This window comes from Streptomyces sp. MAI_2237 (assembly GCF_054189285.1).
Window position 1 is genome coordinate 1,001,858 of record NZ_JAJPGQ010000002.1, and the last position, 14,193, is coordinate 1,016,050.

General features: G+C 70.9%; 10 protein-coding genes and 2 pseudogenes. 7 read left to right on the forward strand and 5 right to left on the reverse strand.

Features of this window, described 5'->3' with window-relative positions; translation table 11 throughout:
• The first annotated feature begins 22 nt into the window (after window positions 1-22).
• Window positions 23-1,099 (forward strand): Gfo/Idh/MocA family oxidoreductase, encoded by a 1,077-nt coding sequence (locus tag LN251_RS09300; RefSeq protein WP_458243989.1) that lies wholly within the window; start codon window positions 23-25, stop codon window positions 1,097-1,099.
• Window positions 1,096-1,602 carry a heme-degrading domain-containing protein gene (locus tag LN251_RS09305; protein ID WP_458243990.1) on the forward strand — a complete coding sequence of 169 codons (507 nt, stop codon included), beginning with the start codon at window positions 1,096-1,098 and terminating at the stop codon, window positions 1,600-1,602. Before LN251_RS09300 ends, LN251_RS09305 begins: the two co-directional genes overlap by 4 nt.
• Before the next feature lie 93 nt (window positions 1,603-1,695).
• Here LN251_RS09305 and LN251_RS09310 read toward each other — a convergent pair whose 3' ends face one another.
• The 4 genes from LN251_RS09310 to LN251_RS09325 form a co-directional block, all read right to left on the reverse strand.
• The gene (locus LN251_RS09310) at window positions 1,696-2,553 is read right to left on the reverse strand and encodes a fumarylacetoacetate hydrolase family protein (protein ID WP_458243991.1); all 858 of its coding nucleotides are present in this window, start codon (window positions 2,551-2,553) and stop codon (window positions 1,696-1,698) included.
• Window positions 2,554-2,681: 128 nt separating this feature from the next.
• Window positions 2,682-3,404, reverse strand: coding sequence for a YidC/Oxa1 family membrane protein insertase (locus LN251_RS09315; protein ID WP_458243992.1), 723 nt, complete (start codon window positions 3,402-3,404; stop codon window positions 2,682-2,684).
• Window positions 3,405-3,493: 89 nt separating this feature from the next.
• Window positions 3,494-3,805 carry a DUF6412 domain-containing protein gene (locus LN251_RS09320; RefSeq protein WP_458243993.1) on the reverse strand — a complete coding sequence of 104 codons (312 nt, stop codon included), beginning with the start codon at window positions 3,803-3,805 and terminating at the stop codon, window positions 3,494-3,496.
• Window positions 3,806-3,851: 46 nt separating this feature from the next.
• Entirely contained in the window at window positions 3,852-4,379 is a 528-nt protein-coding gene (locus LN251_RS09325; protein WP_458243994.1) for a winged helix-turn-helix transcriptional regulator, read from the reverse strand.
• 68 nt (window positions 4,380-4,447) lie between these two features.
• Here LN251_RS09325 and LN251_RS09330 point away from each other — a divergent pair.
• Window positions 4,448-5,867 (forward strand): annotated as a pseudogene (locus LN251_RS09330) (MFS transporter).
• Between the two features lie 33 nt (window positions 5,868-5,900).
• Here LN251_RS09330 and LN251_RS09335 read toward each other — a convergent pair.
• Entirely contained in the window at window positions 5,901-6,686 is a 786-nt protein-coding gene (locus LN251_RS09335; RefSeq protein ID WP_458243995.1) for a class E sortase, read from the reverse strand.
• 251 nt (window positions 6,687-6,937) lie between these two features.
• On the opposite strand from LN251_RS09335, the gene LN251_RS09340 reads away from it, so the two are divergent.
• From LN251_RS09340 to LN251_RS09355, 4 genes and pseudogenes are all read left to right on the forward strand, one after another.
• Entirely contained in the window at window positions 6,938-8,410 is a 1,473-nt protein-coding gene (locus LN251_RS09340) for a beta-1,6-galactanase (protein ID WP_458243996.1), read from the forward strand.
• Window positions 8,411-8,544: 134 nt separating this feature from the next.
• Window positions 8,545-9,648: an MFS transporter gene (locus LN251_RS09345; RefSeq protein WP_458243997.1), complete on the forward strand. Its 1,104-nt coding sequence runs from the start codon at window positions 8,545-8,547 to the stop codon at window positions 9,646-9,648.
• Window positions 9,649-9,836: 188 nt separating this feature from the next.
• A complete protein-coding gene (locus LN251_RS09350) occupies window positions 9,837-10,847 on the forward strand; it encodes an SEC-C domain-containing protein (RefSeq protein WP_458243998.1) in 1,011 nt (336 codons plus the stop codon).
• A gap of 171 nt (window positions 10,848-11,018) precedes the next feature.
• Window positions 11,019-14,159, forward strand: a pseudogene (locus tag LN251_RS09355) (DUF3427 domain-containing protein).
• Window positions 14,160-14,193: the final 34 nt, after the last annotated feature.

A 14,193-nucleotide genomic window follows, 5' to 3' on the forward strand; every position in this document is an offset into this window, starting at 1 on the left:
CAGCGTTGCGAAAGTGGACGGCATGACTGGTACGACAGCCTCTCCCCGCCGCGTCGGCCTCATCGGCTACGGGCTCGCGGGTTCCGTCTTCCACGCCCCGCTGATCGCGGCCACCGAGGGCCTGGTCCTCGACACGGTGGTCACCTCGAACCCGGAGCGGCAGGAGCAGGCCCGCGCCGAGCACGCGGGCGTGCGGGTGGCCGCCACCCCGGACGAGCTGTTCGCACGCGCCGCCGAGCTGGACCTGATCGTCGTCGCCTCCCCGAACCGGACGCACGTCCCGCTCGCCACCACCGCCCTGAAGGCCGGTCTCCCGGTCGTCGTCGACAAGCCGGTCGCCGGCACCGCCGCCGAGGCGCGCGAGCTCGCCGCTCTGGCCGAGGACCGCGGCCTGCTGCTGTCCGTCTTCCAGAACCGCCGCTGGGACAACGACTTCCTCACCCTCCAGCGGCTGCTCGCCGAGGGCGAGTTGGGCGACGTATGGCGCTTCGAGTCGCGGTTCGAGCGGTGGCGGCCGCAGCCGAAGGGCGGCTGGCGCGAGTCCGGCGACCCGGCAGAGATCGGAGGTCTCCTCTACGACCTGGGCAGCCATGTCGTCGACCAGGCGCTGACCCTGTTCGGCCCCGCCACGCAGGTCTACGCCGAGTCGGACGTCCGCCGCCCCGGCGCCGAGGCCGACGACGACACCTTCATCGCCCTCACGCACGCGAACGGCGTCCGCTCCCACCTCTACGTCTCCGCGACGGCCGCCCAACTCGGCCCGCGCTTCCGGGTGCTGGGCTCGAAGGCGGGCTATGTGAAGTACGGGCTCGACCCGCAGGAGGCGGCGCTGCGGGAGGGCGAGCGCCCGGGTCCGGACTGGGGACGGGAGCCGGAGCAAGCGTGGGGCACGCTCGGTGCCGGGGAGTCTCCGGCGACCGGCGGCGGCACGCCCGTACCGACCCTTCCCGGCGACTATCCCGCGTACTATGCGGCCGTGACCAGGGCCCTCGACGACGACGGCGCCAACCCGGTGACCGCCGACGAGGCGGCCGCGGCCCTCGACGTGCTCGAGGCGGCCCGCCGTTCGGCCCGCGACGGAGTGGCGGTGAAGCTGTGACGCACCACACCGAGCTGACCCCGAAGTTCCACCCGGAGATCACCCCGTCCCTGGAGGAGCTCCAGGCGCAGCAACGGCGCCTGGTCTTTCGCCGGTTCACGTACGAGGACGCGTGGGCGCTGGGCTCGCTGCTCGTCGGCCTGGCCCGGGAGCGCCAGGCCCCCGTCGCCATCGACATCCACCGGGCCGGCCAGCAGCTCTTCCACGCGGCGCTGCCCTGCTCGACGCCCGACAACGACGCCTGGATCGCCCGCAAGCGCCGGGTTGTGGAGCGCTACGGCGAGGCCTCCTACCTGGTGGGCGCCCGGTTCCGGGCCAAGGGCACGACCTTCGAGGAGTCCTCCCGCCTCGACCCCGACCGGTACGCGGCGCACGGCGGCTCCTTCCCGATCACCGTCGAGGGCGTCGGGGTGATCGGCGCGGTGACGGTGAGCGGGCTGCCGCAGTTGCAGGACCACCGGTTCGTGGTGGAGGCGCTGGAGGAGTTCCTGCGCGAGGACTGAGGCCGCCGGGGGCGCGGGGAACCGCGCGGCCGGCCGCCGCACGGCCCACGGCCGACAAGCCGTCGCGGTTCTCCGGTTTCCCCGGCGGAGCGGCTACGCGTCCTTCAGTTCCTGGCGCTGCCGGCCCAGGCCCTCGATCTCGAGCTCGACGACGTCGCCCGCTCGAAGGAAGGGCTTGGGCTCGGGCCGTCCGAGCGCGACGCCCGCCGGTGTGCCGGTGTTGATGACGTCGCCGGGGTACAGGGTCATGAACTGGCTTACGTAGCGCACGACTTCGGCGACGGGGAAGATCTGCTCGGCCGTCGTGCCGTCCTGCTTCAGCTCCCCGTTGACCCACAGCCTCAGCGACAGGTTCTGCGGGTCGGCGACCTCGTCCGCCGTCACCAGCCAGGGGCCCAGCGGATTGAACGTCTCGCAGTTCTTGCCCTTGTCCCAGGTGCCGCCCCGCTCGATCTGGAACTCCCGCTCGGAGACGTCGTGGGCGACCGCGTACCCGGCGACATGGCCGAGCGCGGCCTCCGCCGACTCCACGTACCGGGCCGTCCGCCCGATGACGACGGCCAGTTCGACCTCCCAGTCGGTCTTCACCGACCCGCGCGGCACGAGCACCGTGTCGTTCGGTCCGACCACGGTGTCCGCGGCCTTGAAGAAGATCACGGGCTCGGTGGGCGGCTCGGCCCCGGTCTCCCGGGCGTGGTCGTGGTAGTTCAGGCCGATGCACACGATCTTGCCGATCCGGGCGAGCGGCGGCCCGGTGCGCAGCCCGGCCGGGTCCAGTACGGGCAGCTCGCCGGACTCGGCGGCGGCGCGGACCCGGCCGAGCGCGGCGTCGTCGGCGAGCAGCGCCCCGTCGATGTCGTCGACGACGCCGGACAGGTCCCGCAGGGTCCCCTCGGCGTCCAGCAGCGCGGGCTTCTCCGCTCCGGCCGTACCGACTCGCAGCAGCTTCATGGTGACAATCTCCCTCGATCGCGGGCGGCCATCCGACGGGTGCAGCCATCGGATGACTGGTCGATCGTCCAAGGTCGGCGTCCAGTCCGCAATACCCGGTTCACGGACTGGACCGCTCGCCGGCCGGCTCAGGAGTGGAGCACGGCCCGCTCGACGGCGCTCCAGGTGGTGCTGGTGATCACGTAGAGGGCGGCGGCCAGCGGCACCACGGCGACGGTGAAGAGGGTGAAGAAGGACATGAACGGCATCACCTTGTTCATCGCGCCGAGTCCGGGCACCTGCTGCCCGCCGTCCGCCGGCGCGAGCGCGGCGGCCGCGGCCATCGTCCGCTTGGTGCGCCGGTAGTTGAAGGCGGCGACGGCCGCGACGAGCGCGAACAGCGCGAGGTACACGAGCCCGGCCCCGTCCAGCAGCCCGCCGCCGAGCGCGTCGGCGAACCGGCCGCCGAGCGGCGCCGCGAACAGCTGATGGTCCAGCAGGGAGTTGGCCCGGCCGCCGATGCTCGTGCTGGAGAACAGGCGGTAGAGCAGGAAGAACGCGGGCAGCTGCAGCAGCGCGGGCAGGCACCCGGACAGCGGTGACACCTTCTCCTCGGCGTGCAGCTCCAGCATCGCCTGCTGGAGCTTCCGCGGGTCCTTCGCGTGCTTGCGGCGCAGTTCGGCGATCTTCGGCTGGAGCGCGGTGCGCGCCTTCTGGCCGCGGGCGGCGGCCCGGGACAGGGGGTGGACGAGGAGTCGTACGAGCGCGGTGAACAGGACGATCGCGGCCGCGGCCGCGGTGGCGCCGAACAGCGGCTGGAGCAGGTCGGCGAGGTCTTCGACGAGCTGGGCGAAGACGGTGAAGACGGACATGGGTGAGCCCTCCGAGGGTCATGCCGGAAGTGGAGCGGTGCGGGCGGCATGACGACCGCGCGAGGGCCGGTGAGAGAGGTGCGCGTGCCCTACGCGGCGGTCGCCGGAAGGGCCGATCCGGGGGCTCGGGGCCGGGTGCGCCCCCTGGCGTCGGGGTCGCGCTGCGGCAGGAAGGCGGTACGGCGGGCGCGGTCCCGGATCGCCGTGCGCACCCGGGTGGGCGGTACGGCAGGGGCGCAGCGCGCCGCGACGAGGGCGCAGGCGGCGAGCGCGGAACCGGCCGCGGCGGTGGCGGCCAGCGCGACGGTGGCGGCGAGGGTGCCGGTGTCGAGCAGGGCGATCTGCAGGAGCAGCAGGACGAGCACGGCGAAGGGACGCGCGCCGATCCGGTCGCGGATCACGGCTTCCCCCTTCCCTCGGTCGTACGGCTGTCTTCCCTGCCGTCGGTTATACCTGACCGGTCTCGATCGGCTCCAGGAGCCTCTTCGGTGCGAGCAGGGCCCGGCTGACGGGGTCCGCCGCGTCCGGGCTCAGATCGGGTCCCGGCTCCATGACGACGTCCGCGACCGGCACGATGGTTCCACAGGCGGGGCATTCGCCGTACGTACCGAGTTCGGTGCCGCAGTCGGCGTGCCGGAAGACGCGCAGCTGTTCCTCGGAGAAGTGCTCGCGGCCCCAGCGGCCGAGGGAGCGCAGGGTCGGCCACAGGGCGATGCCGCGCTCGGTGATGACGTACTCGTCGCGCGGCGGTGACTGCTGGTAGCGGCGCTTCTCCAGGATTCCCTCGGCCGTCAGCGTCTGGAGGCGGGCGGCGAGGACCGCGCGCGGGATGCCGAGGTGGACGAGGAAGTCGTTGTAGCGCCGGACGCCGTACAGCGCGTCCCGGACGACGAGCAGGGTCCAGCGCTCGCCGACGATCTCCAGCGCGCGAGCGATGGAGCACTCCTGTGTCGCGTAGTCCTTGCCCAGTGCCATGGCGCCTACTGTAACCATTTTTCGCCCATAGGTTCAATGAGCGAACCTTGAGTGCTACGGTGCACGGCATGACTAGGTTCAATGAACGAACTCTTACAAGGTCCGACCCGCCCACCGGGCCGCGCACGACGACACCGGCACCCTCCACGGAGGCACCCCCGCACCCGCGCGCCACGCTCGCCGTGACCAGCGCGGCGACGGCCGTCGCCCTGATGACGTACACCGCGCCGGTGGTCACGCTCCCCGGCACCGCGGCCGCCCTGCACACCTCGCCGTCCGCCCAGGGCCTGGCTCCTCAACGGCACCCCGCTGGGCCTGGCCGCCCTCCTGCTGGTGGCCGGCAGCCTCGCCGACGACTACGGCCGGCGCAGGATCTTCCTGCTGGGCACCCTCGCCCTCGGCCTGACCACCGTCCTCGGTGCGCTGACCTCCTCCACCTGGCAGTTCACGCTCGCCCGCATCGCCCAGGGCGCCGCGAGCGCGGCGATCCTGGCGAGCAGCCTGGGCCTGCTGGTGCACGCCTTCCCCAGCCCGCGCGGCCGGCTGCACGCGACCGGCGTGTGGGGAGCCTTCGTCAGCGGCGGGATCGCGGTCGGTCCGCTGGTGGCGGGCGCGCTGCCCAGCTGGCGGGTGGCCTACGGCGTGCTGGGCGCGCTGGCCCTGGCGGTGGCCGCGGCGGGCGTGCGCCCCCTGTCGGAGTCGCGCTCCCCGAGAGGCGGACGACCGGACCTGGCGGGCGCCCTGACGTTCGGGCTGGCACTGGTCTCCCTGGTCGCCGCCCTCACCCTCGGCCGGGACGGCTGGCTGCGCCCGCAGGTGGGCGGGCCGTTGCTGGCGGCCGTCCTGCTGGTCGGCGTCTTCGCCCGGTTGGAGCGCCGTACGACGACCCCCATGATCGACCTCTCCCTGCTCCGCCACCCCCGCTTCCTGGCCTCCTCCGTGAGCGGGCTGTTCACGGGCCTGGCGGTGATCGGCCTGTTCAGCTTCGTGCCGGCACTGCTCCAGCAGGTGCTGGGGCTGTCCGCGCTGAACACCGCCTGGCTGCTGCTGCTCTGGTCGGGCCTGTCCTTCGGGGTGGCCCTGCAGGCCAAGCGGCTGGCGGGCCGGGTCTCCACCCGCTGGCAGCTGGCGGTCGGCTTCGCCCTGCACGCGGTCGGCGTCCTGACCATGCTCGGCGCCATCGGCTCGGGCTCCTGGCACCGCCTGCTGCCCGGCCTGATCGTGGGCGGCATCGGCAACGGCCTGCTGAACGCCGCCCTGCCCCTGCTCGCGGTGGAGTCGGTGCCGGCGGCCCGCGCCGCCATGGGGTCCGGCGCCCAGCAGACCTTCCGCTACATCGGCTCCTGCGCCGGTGTGGCCCTGACCATCGCGATCGTCACGTCGTCGGGCGGCGGCCCGGGCCACGGCGCGGACGTCGCGATGACGGTGTCGGCGGTACTGGCACTCGTGGCGGCGGTGGCCGTGGTGGGGCTGCGGGAGCGGGCGTGAGGGGGCCGGGTGGGGGGCCGGGTGGGGTGGTTCTCAGCGCGGGCGCGTGGCGACGAGCCTGCCCCACACCACCAGGCGGTAGCGGGAGGTGAACTCCGGTGTGCAGGTGGTCAGGGTGATGTAGGAGCCGGGCTCGCTGTACCCGTATCCCGGCCGGACGAGAGAGCGCGGAATCGGCCGCACGACCCCCGAGTCACGGGCCGAGGTCTGCGGCAGCGTCCGGTCGACGGCGTAGGTGTAGGTCGCGTCGCGCGTCTCCACCTCCACCAGATCCTTCGGCCGCAGCCGGTTGATGTACCGGAAGGGCTCGCCATGGGTGTTGCGGTGGCCCGCGACCGCGAAGTTGCCTGCCTGGCCGGGCTGTTGGGTGCCGATGTAGTGACCGACGTAACCCTTGTTCAGGACGTTCTGCTTGCTGACGCCCTCGGCGACCGGGACGCGCAGACCGAGACGGGGGATGACGAGGACGGCGTAGGCCTGGGACCGCAGGGGGCGTGACGACCGGGCGGTGCCGGACTGTCCGCGAGCCCGGGCGCCGCTCTCCTCACGAGCCGGCGGGGCCGAGGCGCCCGTACCGGAGCCGTCCTGGTCACCACTGCCACCGCCTCCGTCGGCGCCGGCGCCCCACTGCCGCTCCAGCGCCTGCACCTTGTGCTCGGCGCCGCGCCGGGCCTCCCGGTTGGTCCACCACAGCTGATGGACGACGAGCAGCAGGAGCACCAGCCCCGCGGTGACGAGGACCTCGCCACCGGTCCACAGCGCACGGCGCCGCCGGAGCGACCGCCGCAGACCACTGTGCTGCACCACGCGAACCCGCATCCGCACGCCTCGCCTCCCGGCCCGGCACCCAGCCGCCCGCACGATAGGCGCAGGGCCTTCAACTCACCACCGCCAGGCGCCGTTCGACCCTTCGTACACAGGTTTTAGAAAGTGCTGTCGCAACCCTCGACAACCGCGCTCGGCACGCCCGATGCTTCGTCGTGGCATGCACGGGACACGCCACCCCGCCGGGTCGCGCGCCGGCTCGGGACCGGCCCGCACACCCCGCCGAACGAAGCGGAGCAGAAGCCATGATCCGACGCAGAACCCTGCTGACAGCGGCCGGCGGCGCCGTCCTGGGCAGCGCCCTCGCCACCGGCACCGCACGCGCCGACGCCACGATCGCCGTCTCCCCCGGCACCTCCTACGGCACCTGGGAGGGCTGGGGCACCTCCCTGGCCTGGTGGGCCAACGTCTTCGGCGCCCGGGACGACTTCGCCGACATCTTCTTCACCACCAAGTCGACGACGTACAACGGCACTTCGCTCCCCGGCCTCGGGATGAACATCGCCCGCTACAACCTGGGCGGATGCAGCTGGAACACCGTGGGCGGCGAGAGCATGGCCGTCTCCCCCAACATCCCCGCCTTCAAGCAGATCGAGGGCTACTGGCAGGACTGGAACAACGAGGACCCCACCTCCTCGGCCTGGAAGTGGACGGCGGACGCCACCCAGCGCGCGATGCTGACGAAGGCAGCGGCCCGCGGCGCGACCACCGAGCTCTTCGCCAACTCCCCCATGTGGTGGATGTGCCTGAACCACAACCCCTCCGGCGCCTCCGGCGGCGGCAACAACCTCCAGTCCTGGAACTACCGCCAGCACGCCTCCCACCTCGCCGCGGTGGCCCTCTACGCCAAGAACAACTGGGGCGTGAACTTCGCGACCGTCGAGGCCTTCAACGAGCCCTCCTCGTCCTGGTGGACGGCCACCGGCACCCAGGAGGGCTGCCATATGGACGCGACGGTCCAGGCGGCCGTACTGCCCTACCTGCGCAGCGAGTTGGACAAGCGGGGCCTGACGGGCACGAGGATCTCGGCGTCCGACGAGACCAGCTACGACCTGGCCCGCACCACCTGGAACTCCTTCTCCTCCACCACCAAGGGCTACGTCAACCGCGTCAACGTCCACGGCTACCAGGGCTCCGGCGGCCGCCGCGACCTGCTCTACACCGACGTCGTCCAGACGGCGGGCAAGGCGCTGTGGAACTCGGAGACCGGCGACAACGACGGCACCGGCTACACCCTCGCCTTCAACCTCCTCTACGACTTCCGCTGGCTGCACCCGACCGCCTGGGTCTACTGGCAGGTCATGGACCCCTCCACCAACTGGGCGATGATCGCGTACGACGCGAGCACCCTGCAGGCGGGCGCGGTGCAGACGAAGTACTACACGATGGCCCAGTTCAGCCGGCACATCCGGCCCGGCATGAAGATCCTCGACACGGGCGTGAGCAACGCGGTCGCCGCCTACGACTCCTCGGCCAGGCGCCTGGTGATCGTGGCCCTCAACACCTTCACGTCCGCGCAGACGTTCACCTTCGACCTCTCCAAGTTCACGACGGTGACCGGCGGTTCGGGCGGCCTGGTGCCGCGCTGGAACACGGTGACGACGGGAGGCGACCTGTACAGGTCGTACTCCGACACCTACCTGAACGGGAAGTCCGTCGCGGTGTCGGTGGCGGGCAAGGCGGTGCAGACCCTGCAGATCGACGGAGTGACGGTCTGACGCGGAAGGGCTCCGACGCGCGGGCGGGGTCCGGCCCCCGGACAACACCGGGGACCGGGCCGCCGCCCGCCCGGCTCCCGGCCGGACTGCTCGCCCTGGCCCTCGGCGGATTCGGCATCGGGCTGACCGAGTTCGTGATCGCCGGGCTGCTGCCGCAGGTGGCCCGCGACCTCGCCGTGTCCGAGGCCGCGGCCGGCCGGCTGATCTCCGGATACGCCCTGACCGTCGCGGTCGGCGCGATCGCGGTGACGGCCGCGACAGCGCGGCTGCCCCGCAAACCGGTCCTGACCGGCCTGGTGGTCCTGTTCGTCGCGGGAAACCTCCTCTCGGCGCTCGCGCCCGACTACCCGGTGATACTCCTGGGCCGCATGGTCGCCGCCCTCTGCCACGGCACCTTCTTCGGCCTCGGCTCCCTGGTGGCGCGCCGCATGGTCGCACCCGAGCGCGCGTCGCGGGCAGTGGCGGTGATGTTCGCGGGCCTGACGGCGGCGAACGTCCTGGGCGTCCCCTTCGGCGCCCTGATCGGCGACCGCTGGGGCTGGCGGGCGACGTTCTGGGCGATCACCGGGGTCGGGGTCGTGGCGGCGGTGGCGATCACGGTGCTGGTACCGGCGTGGGCGGGCCGACCGGAGCCGGGCCAGGACGAGCCGAGCGGCCTGGCCGCCCAGCTCCGGGCCATGCGCGCCCGCCAGGTGTGGCTGACCCTGACCGCCACGGCCCTCGGCTACGGCGGCATGTTCGGCGCCTTCAGCTACATCGCCTACACCTTCACCGAGGTCACGGGCTTCTCGGCCACGGACGTCGCCTGGCTCCTGGTGGTCTACGGCAGCGGGCTGGTCGTCGGCAACATCGCGGGCGGCCGGGCGGCGGACCGCGACCGCGACCGCACCCTGCTGGTGTCCCTGGCCGCGCTCACGGCGACCCTCCTGGGACTGGGCCTGCTCGCCGGCAGCCCGGTGGCGACCGTACTCCTCACCTTCCTCCTGGGCGCGGCCGGCTTCGCCCCCGTCCCCGGCCTGATCACCCGCGTGGCGGACGCAGCCCACGGAGTGCCGCTCGCGGCCGCCGCCAACGTCTCGGCGTCGAACGTCGGCAACGCGGTGGGCGCGTGGCTGGGTGGGGCGGCGATCAGCGCGGGCCTGGGCTACACGGCACCGCTGTACGTGGGCGCGGCCCTCGTGCTGGCCGGGCTGCTGACGATGGCCTGGGCGGCACGCGAGCCCGTACCTCGCCGCTGAGCCGTCGTGAACCGGGGCCGCGCCCCCGCTGAACCGTCGCGCACCCGGGCCACGCCCCCACTGAACCATCGCGCACCCGGGCCACGCCCCCGCTGAACCGTCGCGCACCCGGGCCTCGCCCCCGCTGAGCCGTCCCGTGACCAGCACGGACCTCTTCATCGTCAGCGAGGGGCAGTACGGTTTCCCTCATGCGCCCCGACACGCCTGCCGAGAACGTCGACCACACCGCCGAAGCGGCCCGCCTGGAGCGAACCGCCGGCCTGTATCCCGAGGACGCCGAGGCCCTGCTCCTCCAGGCCGCGGCCCACCTGGAACTGTCCGGCGACCGCCCCGCCGCGAGCACCCTCTACGACCGCCTGCTCTCCTCCGCGGACGGCCTGGAGAACCCCTATCTGGTACGGGCCCTGAAGGCCTCCAACCTCTGGGAGTACGGCCACGAGGCCGAGGCCAGGGCCATCATCACCGGCATCCGTGTGGCAGCACCCCGCGACCCGGCGCCCTGGGTGATCGTGGCGGAGTCCCTGGAGGCGCACGACGAGCTGGAGGCGGCCCACGAGACGTTCACGGAGGGCGCCCGGCTGCTGCTGACGGACGTGGCGGAGCCCCCGTACTCGACGCACCCGCTGCTCTTCGGCCGCCACCGGGTCCGCCGCATGCTGGGCGTGGCGCACGACGACTGGGACGTCCTGGCCGACACCCTGTCCTCCTCGCCGGTCCCCCTGGACGAACTGCACGACCCCAAGCGGGTGTGGTCCCTGGGCTCGGACAACCCGGCGGAACTGCAGGCGGAGATCTCCCGCCTGCGCGCGGAGCTCGGCACCTACCGGGAGGCCCTGTCCCGCCCGTTCCCGGTGGCGGTCCTGCACTGGCCGGCGAACGAGCTGGCGGAACTGGTGGCCGCGTACCCGACCCTGGCCGAGGAGTACCCCTCCCACGAGGCCCACCTCGCGACGATAGAGGCCTCGCTGCGGGAGCTGGCGTCCAGCGGCACGCCGAACCTGGGAATCGTCACGGGCACGGTCCCGTCGTACGAGGCCTTCGCCGCCTCGGAGGGCGCGTCCCCCTCGGACACGGACCTCCTCCCCCAGTACGCGACCACGCTGGCGGCCCGGGGACGCGCCGTGGAGTGGCCGCCGCAGCGGGGGGCGGTGTGCTGGTGCGGGTCGGGGCGGGGGTACGAGGAGTGCCACGGCGCCTGACCGTCCACCCCTGACACCCACTTTCCCGGGCCGCCCACCGGTTGACACCGGTGCTGGAGCGGCCCGGGCCAAGTGCTGCCCCCCAAAAGAACTTCGCTTGTCAGTGCCTGGTGTTAGAACAGATCCACTATCGCGGTGAGGGATCAAGGGCGAGACATCGAAGGAGCGGTCGTGACCGAATCGGGGGGCGTAACGCAACCGGTCGCCGGTGTCTACGAGAAACTCGTCACTCAGGAGCTGCTGGAGCAGATCGAGGGCCTCGAAGCCGCTGGCTGGAGAGCCATCGACGCGGAGGTAAGCGCAGAGTCCACACCGCACGTGCTGGCTCGGCATATCGGCGATGCCATAGGACGGCGACTGGCTCAACTGCCGCACAAGCAGCAGGTCGCCGTCGCCAACCAGATCATGAAGTCACTCGCTGACCACGCGCCCGATTCGGATGACACGTCGGGCGCCATCGCCGACGGCCCCCGCCAGTTGCTCGCCCTGGCTGAGCAGGAAGCACCCGGCGTCTACGCGATCCGCCCTTTGACTCCGCTCTCCGAAACCGCGCTGATCACCAACGCCCCGGACGATCCCAACCTGGGAGCCGAGTTGCGGGCGGAGTTGGCCACCGCCGATCACATCGACTTGCTGTGCGCATTCGTGAAATGGCACGGGATCAGGGTTCTTGAGGACTCACTTCGCGCCGCCAGGAAGCGAGGCGTCCCGATCCGGATCATCACGACCACCTACATCGGTGCCACGGACCGGCATGCCCTGGACCGCTTGGTCCGCGAGTTCGGCGCAGAGGTGAAGGTCAGCTACGAGATCCGGTCGACGCGTCTCCATGCCAAGGCGTGGCTGTTCCGCCGCCAGACCGGCTTCAACACCGCGTACGTGGGCAGCTCCAACCTGTCCAAGGCCGCACTCCTCGATGGTCTGGAGTGGAACGTACGGCTCTCGTCGGTCGCCACTGCCCGAGTGCTGGACAAGTTCGAGGCGACCTTCGACGCGTACTGGGATGACCCCGCCTTCGAGTCGTACGACCCCGATACAGACGGAGAGCGCCTCTCCGATGCGCTCGCGCGGGCCGGGGGCCACGGGCCGGGCGACGACCTCAAGATCAACCTGTCGGGTCTCGAGGTACAGCCGTTCCCGCACCAGCGGGACATGCTGGAGCGCCTGCGGGTCGAGCGCGACATCCGCGGACACCACGAGAACCTCCTGGTCGCCGCCACAGGCACGGGAAAAACCGTCATGGCCGCCCTGGACTACCGCTCCCTGCGCGACCACCGCGACGGGGAACTCCCTCGGCTGCTCTTCGTCGCTCACCGCAAGGAGATCCTGAGGCAGTCCTTGCGCACCTACCAAGAGGTGCTCGCCGACGCCTCGTTCGGGGAACTTCTCCACAACGGCCAGGAGCCTCGCGACTGGACCCACGTCTTCGCCAGCGTCCAGTCCCTCAACCTTCAGCGGTTGGAGCAATTGGACCCCGGCCACTTCGACGTCATCGTCATCGACGAGTTCCACCACGCCACGGCGAGCACCTACCGCCGCGTACTCCAGCATTTTGAGCCGGCCGAACTGCTTGGCCTCACTGCGACACCGGAGAGGATGGACGGCCTCAATGTGCAGGACGAGTTCTTCAACGGCCGGATCGCCGCCGAGATGCGCCTGTGGGAGGCCCTGGAGGCCGACCTGCTGTGCCCCTTCCACTACTTCGGGATCCCCGACGGCACGGACCTGACTCGGCTGAAGTGGCGATCGGGTACTTACGACCGGGAAGAACTCGGCAATGTCTACACGGCCGGGGACGGGCAAGCCCTGATCGTCCTCAAGCAGGTGAAAGACAAAATCTCCCATCCCGCGGCCATGCGTGCCCTGGGCTTCTGCGTGACCAAGAAGCACGCCCACTTCATGGCGAAGCAGTTCAACGAAGCGGGATCCGGGCCGCGGCCCTCGACAGCGACTCTTCTCCGGCAGAGCGGAACCAGGCGCTGGACGACCTCAAGAGCGGCACAATCCAAGTCATCTTCTCCGTCGACCTGTTCAACGAGGGCCTGGACATCCCCGACGTCGACACCCTGCTGCTGCTCCGTCCCACGAACAGCGCGACCGTCTTCCTGCAGCAGCTGGGACGCGGCTTGCGCCGTACCCCGAACAAGCCGGTGCTGACGGTGCTGGGACTTCATAGGGCAGCATCGGGCGGAGTTCCGCTTCGAGGAGCAGTTTCGCGCTCTGACGAACCTGTCCCGCAACCGCCTCCTCGACAGCATCGAGCGGGACTTCCCGCAGCTGCCCTCGGGCTGCCAGATCATCCTGGAGGGCAAGTCCAAGGATCTCGTCCTCGACAACATCCGGACACAACTCAACGCCACCATCAACACGCTGGCGAAAGAGGTCCGGGTCTACAGCACGCCCAAGCTGGACGCGTATCTACGCGAAAGCAGGAGAGACATCAAGGAGCTCTACAAGAGCGACAACTCCTGGACCAAGGTGCTACGTAAGGCCGGAATCATCAAGGAGGCCCCGACGCCGGGCGAGGAGGATCTCCTCAAGCGCGTTCACGCCTTCCTGCACGTCGACGACCCCGAGCGAGCCGAGGCGTACCTCCGCCTCCTCGCGGACGACGCTCCTGACTATCACTCAATCTCTCCCACCGAGCAGGCATACGCACGCATGCTCTTCTTCAACCTGTGGGACAGGGCGGGTGGCTTCTCCAGCTACAGCGAGGGGCTGCGATCCCTCCGCCCGCAGCATCGGGTCCGCGATGAGCTACGCCAGGTCCTGACGTACGTCCTCGACCGCACCGACCACTTCCCGATCCCTCTCGACGGACCGCTCGGCCACCTTCCGCTGAAGATCCACAGTGCGTACAACCGCTCTGAGGTCCTCGCGGCACTCGGGGTTGCCCGATTGGGCGGCCAGATGCCGGGCGTGTTCGCACAAGGGGTGACCTGGGTCGAGGACATCGAAACCGACGCGCTGCTGATCACTCTGGAAAAGAACGAACGGGACTTCTCCCCAAGCGTCCGCTACAAGGACTACGCGATCAGTCCCACTCGCTTCCACTGGGAGTCACAGAGCACGACCCCAGAGACATCCAAGACGGGATTGCGCTATCAACGCCACGCGGAACTAGGCAGTCATGTCCTGGTCTTTCTGCGCCGTTACAAGTCCAACGCCGTCGGCAAGTCCGAGCCGTGGATGTTCCTCGGCCCGGCTACCTATGTGAAGCACACGGGCAGCAAGCCGATGGCCATCACCTGGGACCTGCAACACGAGCTTCCGGCTGACGTGTGGACGTACTCGACGATCGCAGCCGGTTAGCAACGTCGAGCGCTTACCCGCCAGGTAATGGAAC

Coding starts and splice junctions, on each gene's coding strand:
- LN251_RS09300 (WP_458243989.1), top strand. CDS start 23: ATGACTGGTACGACAGCCTCTCCCCGCCGCGTCGGCCTCATCGGCTAC.
- LN251_RS09310 (WP_458243991.1), bottom strand. CDS start 2,553: ATGAAGCTGCTGCGAGTCGGTACGGCCGGAGCGGAGAAGCCCGCGCTG.
- LN251_RS09315 (WP_458243992.1), bottom strand. CDS start 3,404: ATGTCCGTCTTCACCGTCTTCGCCCAGCTCGTCGAAGACCTCGCCGAC.
- LN251_RS09325 (WP_458243994.1), bottom strand. CDS start 4,379: ATGGCACTGGGCAAGGACTACGCGACACAGGAGTGCTCCATCGCTCGC.
- LN251_RS09335 (WP_458243995.1), bottom strand. CDS start 6,686: ATGCGGGTTCGCGTGGTGCAGCACAGTGGTCTGCGGCGGTCGCTCCGG.
- LN251_RS09340 (WP_458243996.1), top strand. CDS start 6,938: ATGATCCGACGCAGAACCCTGCTGACAGCGGCCGGCGGCGCCGTCCTG.
- LN251_RS09350 (WP_458243998.1), top strand. CDS start 9,837: ATGCGCCCCGACACGCCTGCCGAGAACGTCGACCACACCGCCGAAGCG.